The sequence below is a fragment of the Streptomyces griseoviridis genome (assembly GCF_005222485.1).
Classification (GTDB): domain Bacteria; phylum Actinomycetota; class Actinomycetes; order Streptomycetales; family Streptomycetaceae; genus Streptomyces; species Streptomyces hintoniae.
Genome location: NZ_CP029078.1, coordinates 2,938,236 through 2,959,827, shown reverse-complemented (window position 1 = coordinate 2,959,827; position 21,592 = coordinate 2,938,236). Strand labels below are relative to the sequence as shown.

The window sequence follows — 21,592 nt, the reverse complement described above, 5'->3', positions numbered from 1 at the left end:
AGGCGGTGGCTCCCGGCTCCTCCCTCACGTGGAGTCGGCCCGTGATGGGCGGAACTCCCTTGGTGGGGCGCCGAATTCGGTGCGGAAGGCGCGGCTGAACTCCGCCGGGCCGGTGAACCCCCAGCGGGCGGCGATCACATGGATCGGGACGGTGCGGAGCGCGGGGTCGGTGAGGTTGCCGCGGGCGCGTTCGAGTCGCCGTCGTCGTATCCAGGCGGCGACGGTCGTGCCCTCGTCCTGGAAGAGGCGGTGCAGATAGCTGGGCGATATGGAGTGCGCGGCGGCGACCGTGCGCGGCGTCAACTCCGGGTCGGACAAGTGCTGTTCCATGAACGCCCGGATCCGCAGGACCAGCGTCCGCCGATGGGTGTCAGGCGGCAGGGAACGGTCGGCGTCCAGGGTGTGGGCGAACAGGGCGGCGACCAGATCGGCCACGACGACGCCCAGCCGCGGCGCGTCGGCGGGGGTGTACTGGCCGCTGTTGTCGGCCAGTTGGGTGAGGAGCAGCGCGAGGAGGGCGCCCACTCCCCGCTCCGACGACATCCGCCGCCCGATCGCCTGGTCCGCGCGGCCCTTCGGCAGCGGCAGCATCGCCTTGGGGACGCAGACCCCCACGATCTTCGCCGTCCCGAGGCCGACCCAGGTCTCGGAGGCCCGTGAGGTGTCGTTCGTGGCGATGTCGTACGTGCCGTACGTCGTCTCCTGTTTGCCCAGGGCGATCCCGCCGCTTCCGTTCACGACGAGCGTGAGGTGGTACAGCTCGGGGTCGTACTGCCGGATGAGCCTGGGCGTGCGCAGGAACACCAGCGGCTGGAACTCACCCGGCCACACCGACACCGGCCCGAGCCCGATCAGCCGCTGGTGCGCCCGGTAGTCCGCCGCGTGGTCGCTCCTGACGTCCATCGGCGCGTACACCTGGTTCATGAGGTCACGCCAGCGGTCGAACCGGTCGGCCGTGGGCACGTCCCCGCTCCGGAACACCATCTCGTCCAGCATGTCTCTCCCCCGACGTTCCGGCCGGTCCGCGCCCGGCGGTTCCCACGTCGAGGGTAGATCGCGTCCCGTCGGGCCTCCGTGGACGGCGGCCACCGCCCGCCCCGAGCCGGGTACGCGACCGACTACCGCGGCTGCGTGGCGATCTGGATCAGGTTGCCGCAGGTGTCGTCGAAGACCGCGGTGGTGACGGGGCCCATCTCCAGCGGCTCCTGGGTGAAACGGACCCCGAGGCCGCGCAGGCGCTCGTACTCCGCCCGGACGTCGTCGACGGCGAACTGGGCGAGCGGGATGCCGTCCGCGACGAGCGCGTCGCGGTACGTCCTGGCGGCCGGGTGGCCCAGGGGCTCCAGGAGGAGTTCGGTGCCGTCGGGTGCCTCGGGCGAGACGACGGTCAGCCACCGGTCCTTCTCGCCCACCGGCACGTCGTGCTTGGTCACGAAGCCGAGGATCTCGGTGTAGAAGTGCAGGGCCTTGGCCTGGTCGTCGACGAAGACCTGGGTCAGATGGATCTTCATGGGGTGCTCTCCGGTCCTGAGGGGTCGGGCGGGGGCCACCGCTCGGCGATCTGCCGCAGCGGAGCCGTGTTCAGGGTGTGGAACTTGTAGCGCCCCTCCCGCCGCGCGTCGACCAGCCCCGCGGCCTCCAGCACCGCGAGATGCTGGGAGACCCCTTGGCGGGAGATGCCGAGCTGATGCTTCATGGCGAGCCGCGAGCAGATCTCGAACAGGGTCTGCCCTGACCGGCTCGCGAGTTCGTCGAGGATGATGCGGCGGGTGGGGTCGGCTAGCGCCTTGAAGAGGTCGTCGGCCACCACGCCAGCATAGGCAAGTTATCACTTGCCTATCAAGTAAAGGTGCCGCGTCGCCACGCCCTCGGCTCGCCGTGGCTCGGCCCGATTGCCCATCGGGTGGGCGTCCCGGTCGGGTACTCGCCTGCCGGGCCGGCGTTTCAGGTCACCGCGAGCCGGTCCACCAGCAGCCGCACCCTCCGCGTCGCCGTCATCGCCGCGGCCTTCGCCCTACTGGTCGCCGCCGTCGCCTGACGGCCACCTCTGGGACCACGCCTGACGGCCACGTCTGACGGCCACCGGAATCCCGGTGCCCGGGGCGGCCACGGTGGGAACATCGCGAGGCGGAATCTCGGTGGACGAGGGGCGCGCCCCAAGGCGTTCCGGCGGATCCTGGCGTGGCGCGGTGGCACCGGCCGCGCGGTGCCCGGCCCGCGCCCACCGACCGCGACGGCGCCTCGCGGGCTCACTCGTCCGAAGCCTCTCCGGTGGCCATGGGGAACTGGGCGACGTACGCGTCGAAGGGCTCGATGCCGACCTCGGCCCGCAGTTCGTCCACGCGCTTGGGCTCCTGGCAGGGCCACGGAACCGGCGCGCCGCCCTTCACGCCGGCGATCTGCGTTCCGTACACCTGGTTCCGGCCCTCGTTGACCAGCGTGCGGTCCCGCAGGAAGGCCAGCTCGCGCGCGTTGGCCGAACCTGCCGACACCGCCTCCCGCATCAGCGTCAAGGCCCGCCGCTGGACGTCGAGTTGCCGGTCGGCGTGCTGGGCGATCAGCCACGCGGCACGGGCGGCGTCCTCACCGACCAGGTCCGCCGTCGGCCAGCCGAACTCCGCCATGATCTCGCCGAGTCGGTCACCGTGCCGCGCGGTCAGCCGACGCCACGCCAACTGCCGTGCGGGGTCGTCGCTGTTCGCGTCGGCTGTGGACCGCTGGTCGGCCGCGGCCATGGTGGTGAGTTCCTCCGCCAGCGCGGCGATGTCGTAGGCCACTCTCAACTCCCGTACCAAGTAGGTGCGTTGTGCTCGTCCGGCCCAACCCTACGAGTGCATAACGGGCGTAAAGATCATTCCGGAGAAGGGTGACAGGCGCCTTCTCGGACGGCGACAATGGAACTACCCCACCGACTCCGACGCCCCGCCACACGATCCGACGTGCGGTCGGAGACGCGACGGGGCGTCGAGGTCAGACCACGCCGAAGGAACCCTTGACACCGGCCACGAACCCCGCGAACGCGCCGCTGGCGAAGCGCAGTTCAGGCCCACCGGAGTCCTTGCTGTCCCGGACGGGGACGATGCCGTGGGAGACGCCGAGATTCACGGCGACCTCAACGCAGGCACCACCGTTGTTGCTGTGGGAGGACGTGAACCAGCGGGGTGTCTCGGTGGTCATCACGGCGTGTCCTTAAGGCTGGTCAGGAATGTGGTGAAGACGTTGGTCTGGAAGGTGAGGACTGGACTGGTCGGGACCTTGGAGTCGCGGACAGGGATGATGCCCTGGCGGGCGGCAAGGTTGGCGGCTATCTCGACGCAGTTGCCGCCGTTGTCGCTGTAGGAGGACGTGAACCAACGAGGAGACTCGGTCGTCACGGGGTGCCCTTTCGTGCCTGATCGATCATGGCCACGGATGCCGCCTGGGACAGCGCTTCAGCCTGTAGTTGATGGTAGGCCGTCAGCATGGGGAGCACAGAAGTGGCCTCACGGTCGAAATGCCCCTGCGCTTGAGACTCGGCATACGCGAAGACTGATCGGTCAGGCATCGTAAGCAAGTTGACCGGCAGATTGAACGGTTGGCGCTCCCCTATATCGAAAGGTGCCACCTGAAGCACCGTGTTGGGGCGAGCCGCGAACTCAACCAAGCTGTCGAGTTGAGCGCCCATGACCTTGGGGCCACCGATCGGCCGACGGATACAACTCTCGTCCATGACCAGAAACACCATGGGCGGACGCTGCCGCTTCAGCGCTCCTTGCCGCTCGGCCATGAACGCGACCCGCTCGTCCGCGTGTTCAGGAGTGATCGCACCTCTTCGCACCGCGCTGTCCGCCAACACCCGCGTGTACTCCGGTGTCTGCAACAGACCAGGGATGATCCCGATCTCGTACAGCCGGATCTCCACTGCACGGCCCTCGTGTCCGACGTACTCCGGGAAACCCTCCAGCAAGGCCCCGTGCCGGATCTCACGCCACTCGCGCTCGAACGAATCGGCGGACTCTGCGGTGTTGAAGGCGAGATCGACCTTGCGTGAGAAGGGAAGGGTCGGCGACTTCCGAGCAGTTTCAACAGCCGAAATATGCTGACTAGAATATGCCAACTCCCTGGCCAGCTCCTCCTGGCTCCAGCCGCGGTCCTCTCGGAATCGACGCATGCGAGCACCGTAGGCAGCTTGCGGGCTGCTGTCAGGGTTCAACTCTTTGCGGTTGACCATGCCTCCACTCCATTCCTTCCTTCGCATCCGGTTAGTTGAAGGGTTCTCAATCCTAGGTCACTCTGAATGCGCTTGGTAGTGGATTCGCTACGGAGAGGAGTGGTCATGCCCAGTCAGGACATCCCGCGCGTCGGGACACTGCTGGTCGACAGCGCGGAGCGGGTCGGGGTGTTCCGGGGTGTCGAGTCCGGGCTCTGGTACCTGCGTCCGGTAACCGGCGGTGTGGAGTGGACCGTTGACCCGCAGACCGTGCGGCCGGCGGACGCCGACGAACTGCTGCGGGCCAGGACCGCGCGGGCGAACGCGCGCAGCCGGGGCGAGGTGCTGTGAGCGGCCCGTCGTGAGCAACCCCGAAGACGCCTGCGGCTATTGGGCCGAGGTGCGGACGGACGGTCCGGTTTTCGGGACCGGGGAGTGCGTGCGCTACCGCCTCCGGGTCTTACGCACGACCCCGGCAGGCAGCGAGCCGGGTACGCCCGGATCTAGGACGCGCGGCCCCTGTTCGTCACGTTCCGGGACGTGGACTGCGTCTACGACCTGCACATCCGTCCCGACACGCCTCTGAAGCCGCCTGTGGAGACGCCTCTGACGCCGGCTGTGAAGTCCCCCTGAAGTCCCCCTGATGTAGACCCCGTGCCACCCCCGACCCGCGCCGAGCGGGCCGCCGCCCGCGACGAAGCCGCTGCCCGCAGGGACGAGATCGTCCGCCGCTACCGGGCCGGCGAACCCCTCACCCGCATCGCGCTCTCCTACCGCGTCTTGGTGAACTGGCTCACCCGCCGCCTCGACGCCTGGGGCGAACCCCGACGGCCCCGCCACGCGGCTCACTCCCGCCGCCGTCCCGCCGCCCACGTCTTCCGTGGACGCCCCCGCGGGCGGCGAACCACAACCGAAGTACGGGCCGCCCAGGCCCAGTTCATCCACGCCCTGGCCACCATCACCCGGCCCTACCTCGACGGCGAACCCGTCCGCAATGGAACGTCCCCCGACACGGCACAGCACGTCATCGGTGTGCTCGCGCCGAGGTGCCGGGGGCGCCTCCCGCCAGGCTCGTTACTTCTCCACGGCGATGTCGGCGAAGGTGATCATGAAGGCGTCGGGGTCGTCGTCCTCGTCCAGGTGGTAGCTGGAGCTGGCCCAGGCGTCGACCAGACGGATCCGGCGGGACGTGGGATCGGCGGGGTCGCCCGCGATGAGGATGACGTCCTGGTGGGTGTCGGTGTTCTCGACGTCCTCCACCCAGGCCGTGGTGGCCTGGTGGCGGCTGCCACCGCGGGCGAGGACCACGTCGCCCCACAGCGGGACCGGGGCCTTGGCGTCACCGGCGGCGAAGGCGTCGATGTCGAGTTCGGTGCCCGCGAGGGTGAGTTGGGTGACGGAGTCGAGGGCCTCGGTCCTGTTGTCGCCGAGGTCGAGGTGGTAGGTGGTCATGTCGGAGGTCTCCAGAGATGGTCGGGGCGGGGTCAGTACAGCTCGGGAGAGGTTCTGACGGGCATCCTGACCTTGAGGATGGTGCCGTCGCCGAGGAAGAAGATGACGCGGGCGTTGTCGCCGGGCGTGATCAGCCGCGTCGGCTTCTCGAACATGATGTGGTGCTGGCCGGGGGCGAAGGCGAACTGTCCTTTCGCGGGCAGGGTCACCTTGTCCAGCTTGACCATCTTCGAGCTCTCGCTGTCGACGACCGTCTGGTAGACCGTGATCCTCTGGTAGTCGGGGCTCTTGATCTTGGTGATGTCGAAGGGGGCGTCGGTGGTGTTGTCGAACGCGATGTAGCCGGCGGCCGGCAGGGCGTTCGGCAGCCAGCGGACCCAAGCGGACTTGGCCGCCGGAGTGACCTTCGTGTTGATCTTCATAGCCATACGGTGGTCTCCCGGATAGAGGGCCGGTCTCCGGCCCCTCACCGCCACGACAACGCGCGTCCGAGGGACGGCACAAGGCGACCGCGGAAAGATCACCCGATCCGGCGGAACTGCGGCGATTCCACAGCCGGTTCGATCCAGGACAGTCCGCAGGAGCATTACAGGGGTCCTCAGGGGTACGGGTCCGTGCCCGTCAGGTCGCTGCTCGCCTCCCACAGCCTTGTCGCGACGGCCGTGTCCGTGAGGTGGTTCCAGAGGGGTTCCCGTCGGGGCTCGCCGCGCAGGCCGAAGACGCGTGGTCCCCACAACTCGCCGCCGCGCACGACCGGATCGAGCACCGCACGGACCACGGGCCAGGCGCCCGCGTGCTTGCCCTGGAGGAGCAGGGCCGCGGGTGCCGTACCCAGTCGGACGCCGGTGGTCCTGGTGTGGACCGGCGGCCGTGACGGGGTGAGGGAGTCCAGCGCGCCGCCGGGGTGCGCCACCACGCTCGCCACCGTGCCGCCGGCGGCACGCAGCCTGCGGTCGAGTTCGACGCCGAAGTACATCTGCGCCAACTTGGAGCGCCCGTAGGTGCGTTGGGGTCGGTAGTCCGCACGGGACTGGAGGTCGTCGAGGTCAAGCCGCTCGGACTTCGCCGCGAAGCTCCCCACCGTGACGACGCGGGCCGCGGGCGCTGCCGACAGCAGCGGCATCAACAGGCCGGTCAGGGCGAAGTGTCCGAGGTGGTTCGTGCCGAACATCAGCTCGTGCCCGTCCGCGGTCTCCTCGCGCGGCGGGTCGTCCAGCGCGACACCCGCGTTGTGGACCACCCCGTCGAGCCGGTCCACCTCCAGAGACTTCACCGCCGTCGCGAGGGACGAGAGGTCGGCGAGGTCCAGCCGCACGGCCCGCACCCGGGCCCCCGCGACGTGCGCGCGGATCGCCGCCGTGGCGGCTTCGGCCTTGGCGGCGTTGCGGCTGCCGAGCACGACGGTGGCCCCGGTCGACGACAACTGCTCCGCGACGAAGTAGCCGATGCCGGCGTTGCCACCGGTGACCAGGAAGACACGGCCGTCGGCGCGCGGCAGCCTTCCGACCTTCCAAGGGGCCATGGAGGACGACGGTGCCATCGAGGACGACGGGGGTGTGGACGACTGCGGGGATGCGGACGGCGACACGGTGGCGGGCTCCTTCGCGGGTGACGGCTGCCGCGGCTGTCCGCAGGCAACGTGCCGCCCACGGTTCCAGCGGCCACCGACAGCTCGCCCACGGATCACCGACAGCCCCCGCCGGGCGGCCATCGGAGGCTCACCACCCCCACCCGGCATCCAGCGCCCGGCATCCAGCGCCCGGCACCCGGCATCCAGCACTCGGCACCGGGCTCACACCGGGCCTCTCCCGGCCCCGCCTCCCGGCCCCGCCTCCCGGCCCCGCCTCCCGGCCCCGGCTCACACCGGGCCGCTCCCCGGCCCCGCCCCCCGGCTCCCCGCCCCTCACACCTTGACGCCCGCCGCCTCGCCGACCTCCGTCGCCTCAAGTCGCTTCGCCGTTCGCTCGGCCGTGCCGCGGGCCCAGCGTCCGCTGGTCAGGGCGCCGAGGATCAGGACCGCCGCCCCGCAGCCGGTGAGGATCCACCAGCCGGGGGCCGCCGCCGTCACGAAGGAGTCCTTGAACGACGACGCGCCCACGCCGGACGCCAGGACCGCGCCGATCACCGCGACGCCCAGCGTCTGGCCGAGCTGGCGGCTGGTGGAGGCGACCGCCGCCGCGACGCCCGCCTGCGCCCTCGGCATCCCGGACACCGCCGTGTTGGTGATCGGCGCGTTCACGAACCCGAAACCGGTGCCGAACAGGACGTATCCGACGACGAGCAGCACATCGTGGGTCTCCGCGTCGAACGCGGCGAACAGCAGGGCGCTCGCGGTCATCGCGGTGCCCGCGATCAGCAGCGAGGGGCGTGGGCCGCGGCTGCCGATCAGCCGCCCGGAGACCGGCGCGAACAGGAACGTCGGCAGCGCCAGCGGGATCATCCAGAGGCCGGCGTGCAGGGCGTCGAGGCCACGGACGTTCTGCAGGTACAGCGTGGACAGGAAGAGGAAGCCGCCGAGCGCGGCGAACGCGCTGATCGCTATCACGGTGGCGCCGCTGAACGGAGCCGAGTGGAAGAAGCGCAGGTCGATGAGGGGTTCGTCGCGCCTCGGCTCGTACCACAGGAGCGCGATCAGGGCCGCCGCCGCGACGATCGCGAACGGCAGGACCGTGGTCAGGCCGCGCGTCGGCGCCTCGATGATCGCGTACGTCAGCGAACCGAACAGCGCCATCACTAGGACCTGGCCGACCGGGTCGGGGCGGCGGGCCTTGGGGGCGCGGGACTCGGGGATGTAGCGCAGGGTGAGCAGCAGGGCGGCGAGCGCGACCGGGAGGTTGATCCAGAAGATCGAGCGCCAGCCGACGGAGTCCACCAGCAGACCGCCGACCAGCGGGCCCGCCGCCATGGATATGCCGACCACCGCGCCCCAGACGCCGATCGCCTTGGCCCGTTCACGCGGGTCGGTGAAGGTGTTGGTGATGATCGACATGGCGACCGGGTTGAGCATCGAGCCGCCCACCGCCTGGATCATGCGGAAGGCGATCAGCGCGTCCAGGCTCGGGGCGATGGAGCACAGCAGCGAGCCGAGGCCGAAGACGACCAGGCCCGCCATGAAGACGCGTCTGCGGCCGATCCGGTCGGCGGTGGAGCCCGCGAGCATCAGCAGCGACGCCAGGACGAGGGTGTACGCGTCGATCGTCCACTGGAGGCCCGACGTGCTGGCGTGCAGTTCCTTCTGCATCGAGGGGAGGGCGACGTTCAGGACGGTGACGTCGAGGCTGACGATCAGCAGGCTCATGCAGCAGATGGCGAGAACCAGCATGCGGCGGCGCGCGGTGAGCTCGGGCATGAAGGTCATCCTACGCCGATGTCGATAGTGCGTCTAACTAATGACCGCTACATGGTCTTGGCCGGTACGTCACAATGGAGCCATGCCCGAGCCCGTGTCCCCCTTGCAGATCGGCCCGCACACCGTGTGGCCGCCCGTCGTCCTGGCCCCGATGGCCGGGATCACCAACGCGCCGTTCCGGACGCTGTGCCGGGAGTTCAGCGGTGGCAAGGGCCTCTTCGTCAGCGAGATGATCACGACCAGGGCGCTGGTCGAACGCAACGAGAAGACGATGCAGCTGATCCACTTCGACGCGACCGAGAAGCCGCGCTCGATCCAGCTGTACGGCGTCGACCCGGCCATCGTCGGCAAGGCCGTCCGCATGATCGCGGAGGAGGGCCTCGCCGACCACATCGACCTGAACTTCGGCTGCCCGGTCCCCAAGGTCACCCGCAAGGGCGGCGGCTCGGCCCTGCCCTACAAGCGGCCCCTGCTGCGCGCCATCCTCCGCGAGGCCGTCGCGGGGGCGGGCGACCTGCCGGTCACCATGAAGATGCGCAAGGGCATCGACGACGACCACACCACCTACCTCGACGCCGGCCGGATCGCCGTCGAGGAGGGCGTGACCGCCATCGCCCTGCACGGCCGCACCGCCGCCCAGCACTACGGCGGCACCGCCGACTGGGACGCCATCGCGCGCCTCAAGGAGCATGTGCCGGAGATCCCGGTGCTCGGCAACGGCGACATCTGGTCCGCGCAGGACGCGCTGCGGATGGTCCGCGAGACCGGCTGCGACGGCGTCGTCGTCGGCCGCGGCTGCCTCGGCAGGCCCTGGCTCTTCGCCGACCTGGTCGCCGCCTTCGAAGGCCGGGCCGCCGACCCGGGCGCGCTCGCCCGTCCCTCGCTGCGCCAGGTCGCCGACGTCATGGTCCGGCACGCCACCCTGCTCGGGGAGTGGATCGGCGACGAGTCCCGTGGCGTCATCGACTTCCGCAAGCACGTCGCCTGGTACCTGAAGGGGTTCGCGGTCGGCTCGCAGATGCGCGGACGGCTCGCCATCACCTCGTCCCTCGCCGAACTCCGTGCCGGGCTCGACGAGTTGGAGCTGGACCAGCCCTGGCCCAGCGGCGCCGACGGCCCCCGCGGGCGCACCTCGGGCAACAACCGGGTGGTCCTGCCTGACGGCTGGCTGAAGGACCCCTACGACTGCGCGGGCATCACCGAGGACGCGGAACTGGACACGTCGGGCGGCTGACCCAGGCGGGCATCGATGGGGTCCAGCGGGGCCTCGCCGGGTCCCGCGGGGCCCCGCACGGCCCTCAAGCCCCTTCCGCCCCCGCCCCGTTCAGTTCCTCTTGGGGTGCGGGGTCGACCCGTACGCCGTCAGGAAGCGGTCGCGGAACGCGCTCATCTTCCACACCGGGGCGTCGTGTGCCGGGCGCAGTCCCTCGCTCCAGCCCCAACTCGCCACCTTGTCCAGGACCTTCGGGTCCTTCGCGACGATCGACACCGGGACGTCCCGGCTCGCGTTCTCGCCGCTGACCCGGGCGATCGGCTGGTGGTCGCCGAGGAAGACGAGAACGGTGTCGTCGGTGCCGTACCGCTGGAGCCACTCGGTCAGTGCCGTCACCGAGTACTGGATCGACTTGCCGTACTCCGCACGGGACTTGGGCTCACTGGTGATGATGTCCGAGGCCCTGTGGCCGGCCTTCTCGATGCCCTTGAAGACCGAGCCGTCGCCGATCTCGTCCCAGTCGACCATCTTCGGGATCGGCGCCCACGGCTGGTGGCTGGAGGTCAGGATCACCTCCGACATCAGCGGCTTCGCCCGCTTCCTGCCGTGCTCCAGACGCTGGAACGCCTCCAGGGCGTACTGGTCCGGCATCGTCGACCAGCTGAACTTCGGCCCCTGATAGCCAAGTTGGAAGGCGTTGCGGACCGTGTCGAGACCGTAGAACCTCTGTTCGGGCCACGCCTTCTGCACCCCGGGCATCACCCCGACGGTGTCCCAGTCGCCGGTCCTGCGGAACGCCTCCGTCAGGCTCATCCGGTCGCTCGCCATCACCGTGCGGTAGCGCTGCTGGTTGTCGATCCACAGGCCCGACAGGGTCGTCGAGTGCCCGAGCCAACTGCTGCCGCCGTACGTCGCCGAGGTCAGCCAGCCGCTCCTGGCGTGGAAGCCGGACTTCGCGAGCGCCTCCGTGCGGGCGGCCAGCGTGCGGTCCACGCCGGGCGCCATGATCGGGTCCTCGATCGCGCTGCGCCCGTAGCTCTCGATGAAGGTGAAGATCATGTCCTTGCCGCGCAGGTCGGGCACGAGCTGGCTGCCCGGGGTGTTCCCGAACGCGTCGACCTCCGCGACCTTCCTGAAGTCCGCCTCGTCGCGCAGCGTGTCCTGCACCCGGCGGGCCTGGATCGCCAGCGCGGACGCGGTCCGGTCGGCGGCGACCGGCACACCGGAGATCTGAAGGCCCAGCGCCGAGCAGAGCACCCAGGCGACGGCCGCGATCAGCGTGCCCCGGGTGGCCGCGCGCCGGTGGTCGGCGAGGAGGTGCGCGAGACGGACCGTCGCCAGCGCCATCACCGTCAGCAGCAGCAGGATCAGCGCCACCAGGCCGACCGTCGCGCCGACCGCCGCCGCCCGGCCCATCGCGTCCTCGACGTACGCCCGCGCGTCCGGCAGCAGGCCCCAGTCGAGCACCAGGTTGAACGGCCGACCCAGGTACTCCGTGAAGCCGATGTCCAGCAGGTTCAGGACCGTCATCGCGCCCAGCGCCGTCCCGGCGACCGCCGCGACCACCAGCCGCGGCCTGCGCGGCAGCACCATCACCAGCGCGGCCCCGAGGATCGCCTCCATCGGCAGCCGGGTGAACCGGTCCGGCCGGATCGCGCCCGCCCGGTTCGGCAGCAGCAGCGCCGTGAGGACGAGGACGGCGGCGAGCGCGGTGAGCGTCCACCGCAGCGCCCGCACGGCACCGGGGTGCGCCTGCCGCCGGCGGTTCAGCCAGGCCAGGGGGCCGCGCCCGGCGGCCGGCTCCGGCGCCGTCCCGGGCGACGGGTCGGCCATGGGAGCGCCGACGGTGCCGGCGGGGTCGGTAGTGTCGGCGGGGTCCTGCTGCTGACGAAGGCGCGTGAAGACAGGCACCCGAAGGTCCTTCCGTGCGAGGCCCGGGACGGGACGGACGGCGGGCCGGGCCCGCCGCCCTCTCGTACGTCGCCTCCACAACCGCCGTTCACACAGACCGGGCAAACACCGGGCAAACGCCCGGTCAACGCCCCGAACTCCCCTACGCGGCACGGCTTTTCGGGTGCCGGGCGGGCCGCCCGCGACCGTCCGGGCCGTCCGACTCCCGGCACCTCAGACGCCTCCGTGCAGGCCGCCCGGACCTCGTACCCCGGCCCCCTGACGCCTCCGTCAGGGCCGCCCGGCACCCGGCGCGTCAGACACCTCAGACGCGTCAGACGCCTCCGACCGCCGTCAGCAGTGCCAGCGGGGCCGCCGCCGAACGGGACTCCCGGGCGCAGGCGTGCGGGTAGGGGACCGGCTCGGGGCAGGTGGCGCGGTCGTAGCCCGCCAGCACCTCCGGCAGCCGGTGCCCCGTCGTCATCGCCGCGTCGATCAGCGCGTTCGCCACCGTGCGGGCCTCGTCGTGCAGCCCGTAGCGGGAGAGGCCCAGCGCGATCAGCGCGTTGTCGTGCGGCCACACCGAACCCCGGTGGTACGACAGCGGGTGGTACGCGGGCTGCCCCGCCGCCAGCGTGCGCACGCCCCAGCCGGAGAAGAAGTCCGGTTCCAGCAGCCGCCGTCCGACCGCCTCCCCGTACTCCTTGTCCAGCAGCCCCGACCAGAGCAGATGCCCGGCGTCCGAGGCCAGCGCGTCGACCTGGCGGCCTTCGCCGTCCAGCGCGAGCGCGGGGAACTCCCGGTCCCGCATCCAGAAGTCCCGCTGGAACCGGTCCCGCAGGTCGCCCGCTGCCTGCTCAAGGAGCGCCGCGTACACCTCGTCGCCCCACACCGCGCGCGCCAACTGGGCGGTGCGGCGCAGCGCGTCGTACGCGTACCCCTGCGCGCCCGCCGCGAGGACCGGACCGTGGGTCCTGCTGCCGTCGGCGGAACAGATCGCGCCGGGGGAGTCCTTCCAGTTCTGGTTGGCGAGGCCGCCCTGGTCGGCGCGGTAGACGAGGTAGCCGCACGAGGTGAGGCCGCCGTGGTCCAGCATCCAGCCGATCGCCGCGCGGGCGTGCGGTTCGAGGCGCCGGGCCATGGCCGTGTCACCGGTCCGCTCGACATACGCGCCGAGCAGCACAAGGAACAGCGGGGTCGCGTCCACCGAACCGTAGTAACGCCCGTACGGCACCTGCCCGAAGTGCGCCAGCTCGCCGTGGCGCACCTCGTGCACGATCTTGCCGGGCTGCGCCACCGCGTCCCGGCCGGTCTCGGTGGCCTGCGCCGCGGCCAGCGCGGGCAGGGTGGCCGCCGCGAGGCTCGGCCGGTAGGGGAGCGCGAAGAGCGAGGTGAGCAGGGCGTCCCGGCCGAGCAGCGCCAGGAACCAGGGGGCGCCGCCCGCAGGTACCCGCAGCTCCTCACCGTCCGGGCCCTTCGCGGGGACCTGGAGCGCGGCGAGGTCGGCGAGGCCGCGCGCGCAGGCCGCGGCCAGCTCGGGCCAGCCGGTCGGGAAGGCCACGCCCTCCACGAACTCGCCTTCCAGCGCGTGCAGTTGATCGCCGGCCGCGGTGGGGGACGCGGGTACGGGGGGTTCCCGGTCCACGCCGTGCGGGCGGGCCGCGACCCGCAGCGCCAGCTCCGCGGTGCCGTGCGGCGCGAGGTCGAGGCTCCAGACCAGCCGCCTGGCGCCGGTGCCGGTCTCCTCGACGCCGTCGGGCGCGGGCTCGGCCGTCACCGTGGTGCGGGACGTCCAGTCGCCGCGCCGGTAGTGGAACTCCACGCCGTCGTCGCGGACTTGGCGGGAGCGGTGGGCGCCGGCCTTGGTGTAGGTGCGGTGGTCCGAGCGCAGCTCGAACTGGTCGGTGAAGTCGGCGTCCGCGGTCACCGCGATCCGGACCGTGGTGGGTACCGGACGGTTGCTGGTCAGCCGCAGCGACTCGACGAACGCGCTCTCCCCGACGGCCTGTTCGCGGAAGATCGTGTAGGCGGGCGGCTCCTGCCTGCCGCCGCGCGGCACGAGGACGCAGCGTGCCGTGTCCCCGTCCGCGACCGGTGTGAGCGACTCCGGGACCGCGCCGTCGGCGGTCAGCTGCCAACGGCTCAGATGCCGGGCGTCGCGCACGAACAGCCCGTCGGGGGAACCCGATCCCCTGACGCCGCTGATGTCCCCGCCGTCACCCACACACGCGAACGTCCCGCCGTGCACGAGCAGATGATGCCGGTCCGTCATTCCCCGTCCCCTCCCTCATTGCCCTGGCCACTCGTCGTCTCGAAGGTGTGCTGGCCCGCCGTCCGGGACACGCCGTCGTCCGGGCGGGTGTGGAGCAGATCGAGCGTGAGCGCGGCCGTCCAGCCGAAGCCGGTCGCGCCGCACGCCTCGCCGGTGAACGGATCGACGTACTCGGCGTACCCGGACGTCCCCGCGACGTCCAGGAACGCTTCCCGCAGCGCGTCCGCGCGGGCCAGTTCGCCGTGGGTGCGAAGACCGCGCTCCAGCAGCCAGGCGGTGTTGAACCAGGCGGGGCCCCGCCAGTACCTGTGCGGGTCGAACGCCTCGCCCAGCAGGTCGTAGCTGGGCGGCAGCCGGGTGCCGGAACCCAGCCCGAAGTGCGGCCCGTACGCGGTGTTGACGAGGGCGGCGACCGTCTCCCGCGGCAGCCCTGGCAGCAGCAGCGGCATCAGGCCGGACACGCTGCGCTCGGGGATGAGCCCGCCGCCGCGCACGTCCCGGCAGCGGAAGACGCCCGCCGCCTGGTCCCACAGCCGCTCCCGCAGCACCCGGGTGAGCCGCTCGGCGCGCGCGTGCCGGGCGGTGCCGGTCGCGCCCAACTCGTGGGCGATCGCGGCGAGCGCGTGCTCGGAGGCGATCAGCAGCGCGTTGAACGCCGGGTCCTCGACGGCGAACTCGCCGCCGCCGTCCCGGTATTCGGCGTCCCGGTAGTCGGCGGCGAGCCGCACGTACCGTCCGTAGTCCAGATCCGTCGGGCGGTCCTCGGCGGCGCCGTGGTCGAGGTCGGCGCGGCGGAAGGAGCGGGCGGGCGCGGGGGTGACGCGGGTCAGCGGGGCGTCCCAGCAGGGGCTGTTGTCCATGCCCTGCTCCCAGGGGTGGACGACGGAGGCGAGGCCGGCGCCGCCGAGGTCGCGCCGGTGCAGCAGATAGCGGTGCCAGGCGGCCAGCCGCGGGTACATGCGGGCGAGGAAGCCGCGCGCGTGGGAGAGGCCGGGGTCGGCGCGGTGCACCAGCCACACGGCGAGCGCGTGCACCGGTGGCTGCACGATGCCGGAGGTCTGTACGGTGCGCGGGGCGCCCGCCGCGCGCCCCGCCGTCGAGGAGCGCCAGAAGTCGGGGCTCGGGAAGTAGGCGTCGAGCGGGACGGAGGGGTTGAAGACGATGTGCGGAATCCTTCCGTCATCCCACTGGGCGGCGAGGAGCGTCTCCAGCTCCGTCTGGGCCCGTAACGGCGACAGGTGCCGCAGCCCGATCGCGATGAACGCGGAGTCCCATGACCACTGGTGCGGATACAGGCCCCGGGAGGGGACCGTGGAGGTGCCGGTCCAGTTCGCCTCGAGCACCCGGACCGCTCCGACGTGCAACGGGTCCGTCGGAGGCGGATCGTATACAAGGGCGCGTTCCGCGGAACGGGTGGTGAAGAGTGCGGTGCGATCCACTCGGGGCTCCCCGAAAGACATCCTGCCGACCGGGTTCGGTCTTGGCTACCGTAGGGTTACGTCTATTTAACACGCAAAACTCAATATGTAATGCAGGGTTGAGAAACACAAGGGGGTGCGCATGACGGGTCGGGGACAGACCAGCGCCGGGGACCTGCTCGAACTGGTGCGAAGCGGGCGAGCCACCACACGCGGCGCCCTCCAGCAGGCCACCGGTCTCTCCAGGGCCACCGTCGGGCAGCGTCTCGACCGGCTCTTCCGCGCCGGCTGGCTGCGCGAGGGCGCGGGCGGCCCGGTCGGCTCCCCGCTGGGCGGTCGCCCCTCCATCACCCTGGAGTTCGACGACGCGCACGCCGTCGTCCTCGCCGCCGACCTCGACACCCGGCACGCCCGCGCCGCGCTGCTCTCGCTGGGCGGCGAGATCCTCGCGGAGCGCTCGGGCGAGCTGTCCGTCGAGGACGGCCCGGAGACGGTGCTCGCCGCGCTCGGCGGCTGGTTCGCCGAGCTGCTCGCGGCGACCGGCAGACCCGCGCGCGCGGTCTGCGGCATCGGGCTCGCCGTGCCGGGGCCCGTCGACAGCGAGACCGGCCGGGTGGTGCAGCCGCCGATGATGCCCGGCTGGGACGGCTACGACATAAGAGGCCGGCTGGCCAGGGCCTTCACCGAACGGGCCGGGGCCCCCGCGGTCCCCGTCCTGGTCGACAACGACGCCAATCTGATGGCCTACGGCGAACAGCGCGCGGGACACCCCGACTGCTCGGCCTTCGTGCTGGTCAAGGTCTCCACCGGGATCGGCGCGGGCGTGGTGGTCGACGGCTCCGTCTACCGGGGCATCGACGGCGGCGCCGGGGACATCGGGCACATCAGGGTGGGCGCCGACGCGCTGTGCCGGTGCGGCTCGCACGGCTGCCTCGCGGCCGTCGCGAGCGGCGGCGCGGTGGCCAGGCGGCTGACCGAGGCGGGGGTGCCGGCCGATTCGGGCTCGGACGTGCGGGAGCTGCTCGCGGCCGGGCACCCGGAGGCGGTCGCGCTGGCCCGCGAGGCCGGACGGCTGGTCGGGGACGTCCTGGCCACCGTCGTCACGCTGCTGAACCCGGGGGTCCTGATGATCGCCGGGGATCTGGCCGGAACGCCCTTCCTGACCGGCGTCCGCGAACTGCTCTACCAGCGGGCGCTGCCGCGCTCCACGGCCCACCTCGACGTCGTCACCGCGCGGCTGGGCGAGCGGGCCGCCCTGGTGGGGGCGGGGGCGCAGGTCGTGGAGTACCTGTACGCACCGGAGCGCGCGGAGGCCCGACTGCTGGCCCTCGGGGTGTGACGCCGGGGCGGCGGCCGGGGTAAGCACGGGGTGGGCGGGACCCGGCGACGACGCGCCCGCGCCCTCGGCCCCTGTGCGACGGAGACCGTGCCCGCGCCCCCCGCCCCCGGGTGACGGAGACCGCGCCCGCGCCCTCCTCCCCCCCCGTGTGACGGCGCTGTTTCCGCCGCGGGGCACGCGTCCGCATGGTGAAACCTGGCGAGCTGTGACAGCGTGATTCTCGCCACCTTTGATAAGGGTTGCGCTCGGATGAGCGGTCGATGAGCGGTCCACGAGCGGCTGCACTTCTCCAAGGGGTGGCACTCGGTGCCACCCTGTGATCGTTCATCGATCGAAATCAAACGTGCATGGTAAATGCTCATCTGAGCGCCGAGCGCGGTCCATGCCGGATCGCGCATTCAAGAAGTGAAGACAGCTGTCCCTGACTCCACGCCGTGCCGTGACTTTCGATCCGCTGGCGGAGCGTCGGTTACGGGCGCATGACACACAAGTGGACGTACCCAGGCGCCTTCGATCTGGGTATGTTCCTGGCCGTCAGGGCAGCCACCGCGTCCCGAGGAGTCGAGACCGTGTCGGAAAACAAAGAACCCCAGGCGGATCCCGCAACGCCCCAGGGAACGAAGTTCGTCTACGACTTCACCGAGGGCAACAAGGACCTCAAGGACCTCCTGGGCGGCAAGGGCGCCAACCTCGCGGAGATGACCAACCTGGGCCTCCCCGTCCCGCCGGGCTTCACGATCACCACCGACGCCTGCAAGGTCTACCTCGACAGCGGCGACGAGCCGGCGGCACTGCGTGACGAGGTGAGTGCGCACCTCGACGCGCTGGAGGCCCGGATGGGCAAGCGGCTCGGCCAGGCCGACGACCCGCTCCTGGTGTCCGTGCGCTCCGGGGCGAAGTTCTCCATGCCCGGCATGATGGACACCGTCCTCAACATCGGGCTCTCCGACGCCTCCGTATGGGGCCTCGCCCAGCAGGCGGGCGACGACCGGTTCGCCTGGGACTCCTACCGCCGGCTCATCCAGATGTTCGGCAAGACCGTCCTCGGCGTCGACGGCGAACTCTTCGAGGACGCGCTCGACAAGGCCAAGGACGCCAAGAAGGTCACCGTCGACACCGAGCTGGCCGCCGACGACCTCAAGAAGCTCGTCACCGCCTTCAAGAAGATCGTCAAGAAGGAGGCGGGCCGCGACTTCCCGCAGGACCCACGCGAGCAGATGGACCTCGCCATCCACGCGGTCTTCGACTCCTGGAACACCGACCGCGCCAAGCTCTACCGCCGCCAGGAACGCATCCCGCACGACCTCGGCACCGCCGTCAACGTCTGCTCGATGGTCTTCGGCAACCTCGGCCCCGACTCCGGCACCGGCGTCGCCTTCACCCGCGACCCCGCCTCGGGCCACCAGGGCGTCTACGGCGACTACCTCCAGAACGCGCAGGGCGAGGACGTCGTCGCGGGCATCCGCAACACCGTGCCGCTCGCCGAACTCGAACGCATCGACAAGCGGTCCTACGACCAGCTCACCCAGATCATGGAGACGCTGGAGAACCACTACAAGGACCTCTGCGACATCGAGTTCACCATCGAACGCGGCCGGCTGTGGATGCTCCAGACCCGGGTCGGCAAGCGCACCGCGGGCGCCGCCTTCCGCATCGCCACCCAACTCGTCGACCAGGGCCTGATCGACGAGACCGAGGCGCTCCAGCGCGTCACCGGCGCCCAGCTGGCCCAGCTGATGTTCCCGCGCTTCGACGAGCACGCCAAGATCCGCCCGGTCGGCCGGGGCATCGCCGCCTCGCCCGGCGCGGCCGTCGGCAAGGCCGTCTTCGACTCCTACACCGCCGTCAAGTGGTCCCGCTCGGGCGAGAAGGTCATCCTGGTCCGCCGCGAGACCAACCCCGACGACCTCGACGGCATGATCGCCGCCGAGGGCATCCTGACCAGCCGGGGCGGCAAGACCTCGCACGCGGCCGTCGTCGCCCGCGGCATGGGCAAGACCTGTGTGTGCGGCGCGGAGGAGCTGGAGGTCGACACCAAGCGGCGCCGGATGGTCGTACCCGGCGGCCAGGTCGTCGAGGAGGGCGACCTGCTCTCCATCGACGGCTCCAGCGGCAAGGTGTACCTCGGGGAGACGCCGGTCGTGCCGTCGCCCGTCGTCGAGTACTTCGAGGGCCGGATGCACGCCGGGGCCGACGACGCCGACGAACTCGTCGAGGCCGTCCACCGCATCATGGCGTTCGCCGACCGCAAGCGCAGGCTCCGGGTGCGCGCCAACGCCGACAACGCCGAGGACGCGCTGCGCGCCCGCCGCTTCGGCGCCCAGGGCATCGGCCTGTGCCGCACCGAGCACATGTTCCTCGGCGACCGCCGCGAACTGGTCGAACGGCTGATCCTGGCCGACACGGACACCGAACGCGAGGAGTCCCTCAAGGCGCTGCTCCCGCTCCAGCGGAAAGACTTCGTCGAACTGTTCGAGGCGATGGACGGCCTTCCCGTCACCGTCCGCCTCCTCGACCCGCCGCTGCACGAGTTCCTGCCCGACATCACGGAACTCTCCGTCCGCGTCGCCCTCGCCGAGTCCCGCCAGGAGTCGCACGAGAACGACCTGCGCCTGCTCCAGGCCGTCCACCGGCTGCACGAGCAGAACCCGATGCTCGGTCTGCGCGGGGTGCGCCTCGGACTCGTCATCCCGGGCCTGTTCACCATGCAGGTGCGGGCCATCGCCGAGGCGGCCGCCGAACGCCGGGCCGCGAAGGGCGACCCGCGCGCCGAGATCATGATCCCGCTGGTGGGCACCGTCCAGGAGCTGGAGATCGTCCGCGAGGAGGCCGACCAGGTCATCGCCGAGGTCCAGGAGGCCACCGGCACCGAACTGAAGCTCGCGATCGGCACGATGATCGAGCTGCCGCGCGCCGCGCTCACCGCCGGACAGATCGCGGAGGCGGCGGAGTTCTTCTCGTTCGGCACCAACGACCTCACCCAGACGGTCTGGGGCTTCAGCCGCGACGACGTCGAGGCCAGCTTCTTCACCGCCTACCTGGAGAAGGGCATCTTCGGCGTCAGCCCCTTCGAGACGATCGACCGGGACGGCGTGGGCTCCCTGGTCAAACTGGCCGCCGAGGCCGGCCGCGCGGTCCGCCCCGACCTCAAACTCGGCGTCTGCGGCGAGCACGGCGGCGACCCGGAGTCCGTGCACTTCTTCCACGAGGTGGGCCTCGACTACGTCTCCTGCTCACCGTTCCGCATCCCGGTGGCCCGCCTGGAGGCGGGCCGCGCGGCGACCCAGTCCCGGGGCAGCGACCACCGCTGAGCCGGGGCGAGGGGAAGCCGGCCGCGACCGGTCCACCCCTCGCGAACCCGGGAGCCGCCGCCGGTCCCCGACCCTCAGACCGACCGCCGACGGCCCCGGCCCACCGGGGGAGGGGCGGCACCCTTGTGCGGGGGTGCCGCCCTTTCGGGCGTAGTCCGGGAGGCTGCCGTGCAGTGCTGCCGACCGGACCGGACACCTGACTCCACGGCATGGCTCCGGGCCGCGCACCGGACGGGTACGACCACGACGACGGTCCGGTCCGACGTCAGCCGTCCCCGTCGCCCTGCGGGAGGTCACCGGGTGCGCCAGGCGGCTCGTGCAACGCCGACGGGAACACCACCCGCCCGGCGTCGCCTGCGATCACCGTCGGGTGTCCCGCGGCTGTTGCCTGGGAGAGCGCGGTCCAGGAAGCGTGGACGAGCCGGCTGAGCTCCGGTATCCGCTGCGCATGAAGTGCACCGCGGGAACGGCTCTGCGTGAGGTTGCGAGGCCGCCAGTCCCCGGAGGTCCGCCGACGGCGACTGTTCAACGGCGGGTTCGTCACCACCTGCAACGCGTGCTCCAGAGCGAGTCCGCAGACGACGGACCCCATCTCCTCGACCAGGGACTGCTCGGCCCCCGACACCCCTGAGAGCAGCAGCGGCCAACGGATCACCACCACCTTCTCCCAGAGTTCGGGCGGCACCGTATTGGCGAGGTGATGGCTCTCGCCCACCGGGAGATCCCGCAGCCGGCGCTCGGCCTCCTGTGTCTGTCCCACGTAGCAGAGCCCTGCTCCGGTGGCGAACACCCCGTACAGCACTGGTCCCGTGACGGCAGGGCTCTCGCCGTGTGCCTCGGTCAGCAGGGCCCCCACCCGATGGGCGAACCGGTATCGGCGTTCCTGCCAGCGCTCCAGCTGCGCGGCATCCGCCAACAGCGTCGCCAGGGACGACCGCCAGGTGAGGTAGGCGCTCTCGTACGCCTGATCAGTCACGAGCCCGTACCTCCGCTAGGTCAGTCCTGCACGCAACGCAGCGTAGACCGGCCTGTCCTGACCCACGGAACTGCCGGCGGGACCCGCGGCAGCGCTCTGTTGCGAGTGACCTGCGACGGCGGCAGCCCCGGAGCCCCCGGCTCAGCATGCTGCTCGTGCACCCCGAGCGGAGGCGCCACCCCC

The 21,592-nt window shown here is 71.4% G+C and carries 20 protein-coding genes; 5 read left to right on the top strand and 15 right to left on the bottom strand.

The features are described 5' to 3' along the window. Positions 1-24: 24 nt before the first annotated feature. The 3 genes from DDJ31_RS12225 to DDJ31_RS12215 all read right to left on the bottom strand — a co-directional run bounded on the left by DDJ31_RS12225 (position 25) and on the right by DDJ31_RS12215 (position 1,807). Complete coding sequence (locus DDJ31_RS12225; protein ID WP_127180243.1) at positions 25-996, bottom strand: helix-turn-helix domain-containing protein; 972 nt, start codon at positions 994-996, stop codon at positions 25-27. A 122-nt stretch (positions 997-1,118) separates the two neighbouring features. Next, positions 1,119-1,511 (bottom strand): VOC family protein, encoded by a 393-nt coding sequence (locus tag DDJ31_RS12220; RefSeq protein WP_127180244.1) that lies wholly within the window; start codon positions 1,509-1,511, stop codon positions 1,119-1,121. Beyond that, positions 1,508-1,807, bottom strand: a complete 300-nt coding sequence (locus DDJ31_RS12215; protein ID WP_127180245.1) for an ArsR/SmtB family transcription factor — start codon at positions 1,805-1,807, stop codon at positions 1,508-1,510. Before DDJ31_RS12215 ends, DDJ31_RS12220 begins: the two co-directional genes overlap by 4 nt. A gap of 42 nt (positions 1,808-1,849) precedes the next feature. On the opposite strand from DDJ31_RS12215, the gene DDJ31_RS12210 reads away from it, so the two are divergent. Next, complete coding sequence (locus DDJ31_RS12210; RefSeq protein WP_127180246.1) at positions 1,850-2,038, top strand: hypothetical protein; 189 nt, start codon at positions 1,850-1,852, stop codon at positions 2,036-2,038. Between the two features lie 211 nt (positions 2,039-2,249). On the opposite strand, the gene DDJ31_RS12205 is transcribed toward DDJ31_RS12210, so the two are convergent. The 4 genes from DDJ31_RS12205 to DDJ31_RS12190 all read right to left on the bottom strand — a co-directional run bounded on the left by DDJ31_RS12205 (position 2,250) and on the right by DDJ31_RS12190 (position 4,210). Continuing rightward, positions 2,250-2,777 carry a DUF6624 domain-containing protein gene (locus tag DDJ31_RS12205; RefSeq protein WP_127180247.1) on the bottom strand — a complete coding sequence of 176 codons (528 nt, stop codon included), beginning with the start codon at positions 2,775-2,777 and terminating at the stop codon, positions 2,250-2,252. A 193-nt stretch (positions 2,778-2,970) separates the two neighbouring features. Continuing rightward, complete coding sequence (locus DDJ31_RS12200) at positions 2,971-3,177, bottom strand: DUF397 domain-containing protein (RefSeq protein WP_127180248.1); 207 nt, start codon at positions 3,175-3,177, stop codon at positions 2,971-2,973. After that, positions 3,177-3,374, bottom strand: a complete 198-nt coding sequence (locus DDJ31_RS12195) for a DUF397 domain-containing protein (RefSeq protein WP_127180249.1) — start codon at positions 3,372-3,374, stop codon at positions 3,177-3,179. The genes DDJ31_RS12200 and DDJ31_RS12195 overlap by 1 nt, the downstream gene beginning before the upstream one ends. Continuing rightward, positions 3,371-4,210: a helix-turn-helix domain-containing protein gene (locus DDJ31_RS12190; protein ID WP_127180250.1), complete on the bottom strand. Its 840-nt coding sequence runs from the start codon at positions 4,208-4,210 to the stop codon at positions 3,371-3,373. The genes DDJ31_RS12195 and DDJ31_RS12190 overlap by 4 nt, the downstream gene beginning before the upstream one ends. Before the next feature lie 105 nt (positions 4,211-4,315). Here DDJ31_RS12190 and DDJ31_RS12185 point away from each other — a divergent pair, with 105 nt between their 5' ends. Further along, positions 4,316-4,540, top strand: a complete 225-nt coding sequence (locus DDJ31_RS12185) for a hypothetical protein (protein ID WP_127180251.1) — start codon at positions 4,316-4,318, stop codon at positions 4,538-4,540. Between the two features lie 723 nt (positions 4,541-5,263). Here DDJ31_RS12185 and DDJ31_RS12180 read toward each other — a convergent pair. The 4 genes from DDJ31_RS12180 to DDJ31_RS12165 form a co-directional block, all read right to left on the bottom strand. Next, positions 5,264-5,641 carry a hypothetical protein gene (locus tag DDJ31_RS12180; RefSeq protein WP_127180252.1) on the bottom strand — a complete coding sequence of 126 codons (378 nt, stop codon included), beginning with the start codon at positions 5,639-5,641 and terminating at the stop codon, positions 5,264-5,266. A gap of 32 nt (positions 5,642-5,673) precedes the next feature. Beyond that, complete coding sequence (locus DDJ31_RS12175; RefSeq protein ID WP_164784985.1) at positions 5,674-6,063, bottom strand: copper chaperone PCu(A)C; 390 nt, start codon at positions 6,061-6,063, stop codon at positions 5,674-5,676. Positions 6,064-6,239: 176 nt separating this feature from the next. Then, complete coding sequence (locus DDJ31_RS12170) at positions 6,240-7,181, bottom strand: SDR family NAD(P)-dependent oxidoreductase (RefSeq protein WP_127182837.1); 942 nt, start codon at positions 7,179-7,181, stop codon at positions 6,240-6,242. Positions 7,182-7,544: 363 nt separating this feature from the next. Beyond that, positions 7,545-8,990 (bottom strand): MFS transporter, encoded by a 1,446-nt coding sequence (locus tag DDJ31_RS12165; protein WP_127180254.1) that lies wholly within the window; start codon positions 8,988-8,990, stop codon positions 7,545-7,547. An 82-nt stretch (positions 8,991-9,072) separates the two neighbouring features. On the opposite strand from DDJ31_RS12165, the gene dusB reads away from it, so the two are divergent. Next, positions 9,073-10,224, top strand: a complete 1,152-nt coding sequence (gene dusB, locus DDJ31_RS12160; RefSeq protein ID WP_127180255.1) for a tRNA dihydrouridine synthase DusB — start codon at positions 9,073-9,075, stop codon at positions 10,222-10,224. Positions 10,225-10,314: 90 nt separating this feature from the next. Here dusB and DDJ31_RS12155 read toward each other — a convergent pair whose 3' ends face one another. The 3 genes from DDJ31_RS12155 to DDJ31_RS12145 all read right to left on the bottom strand — a co-directional run bounded on the left by DDJ31_RS12155 (position 10,315) and on the right by DDJ31_RS12145 (position 15,804). Continuing rightward, positions 10,315-12,114 (bottom strand): CDP-alcohol phosphatidyltransferase, encoded by a 1,800-nt coding sequence (locus DDJ31_RS12155; protein WP_431028225.1) that lies wholly within the window; start codon positions 12,112-12,114, stop codon positions 10,315-10,317. A 313-nt stretch (positions 12,115-12,427) separates the two neighbouring features. Continuing rightward, the gene (locus tag DDJ31_RS12150; protein ID WP_127180256.1) at positions 12,428-14,365 is read right to left on the bottom strand and encodes an amylo-alpha-1,6-glucosidase; all 1,938 of its coding nucleotides are present in this window, start codon (positions 14,363-14,365) and stop codon (positions 12,428-12,430) included. After that, positions 14,362-15,804 (bottom strand): MGH1-like glycoside hydrolase domain-containing protein, encoded by a 1,443-nt coding sequence (locus tag DDJ31_RS12145; protein ID WP_240678233.1) that lies wholly within the window; start codon positions 15,802-15,804, stop codon positions 14,362-14,364. The genes DDJ31_RS12150 and DDJ31_RS12145 overlap by 4 nt, the downstream gene beginning before the upstream one ends. A 121-nt stretch (positions 15,805-15,925) precedes the next feature. Between DDJ31_RS12145 and DDJ31_RS12140 the strand changes: the two genes are divergently transcribed. Both DDJ31_RS12140 and ppdK read left to right on the top strand, forming a co-directional pair. Continuing rightward, entirely contained in the window at positions 15,926-17,122 is a 1,197-nt protein-coding gene (locus tag DDJ31_RS12140) for an ROK family transcriptional regulator (protein WP_127180258.1), read from the top strand. Positions 17,123-17,691: 569 nt separating this feature from the next. Next, positions 17,692-20,433, top strand: coding sequence for a pyruvate, phosphate dikinase (gene ppdK, locus DDJ31_RS12135; protein WP_127180259.1), 2,742 nt, complete (start codon positions 17,692-17,694; stop codon positions 20,431-20,433). A gap of 265 nt (positions 20,434-20,698) precedes the next feature. Here ppdK and DDJ31_RS12130 read toward each other — a convergent pair whose 3' ends face one another. Then, a complete protein-coding gene (locus DDJ31_RS12130; protein ID WP_127180260.1) occupies positions 20,699-21,409 on the bottom strand; it encodes a hypothetical protein in 711 nt (236 codons plus the stop codon). Positions 21,410-21,592: the final 183 nt, after the last annotated feature.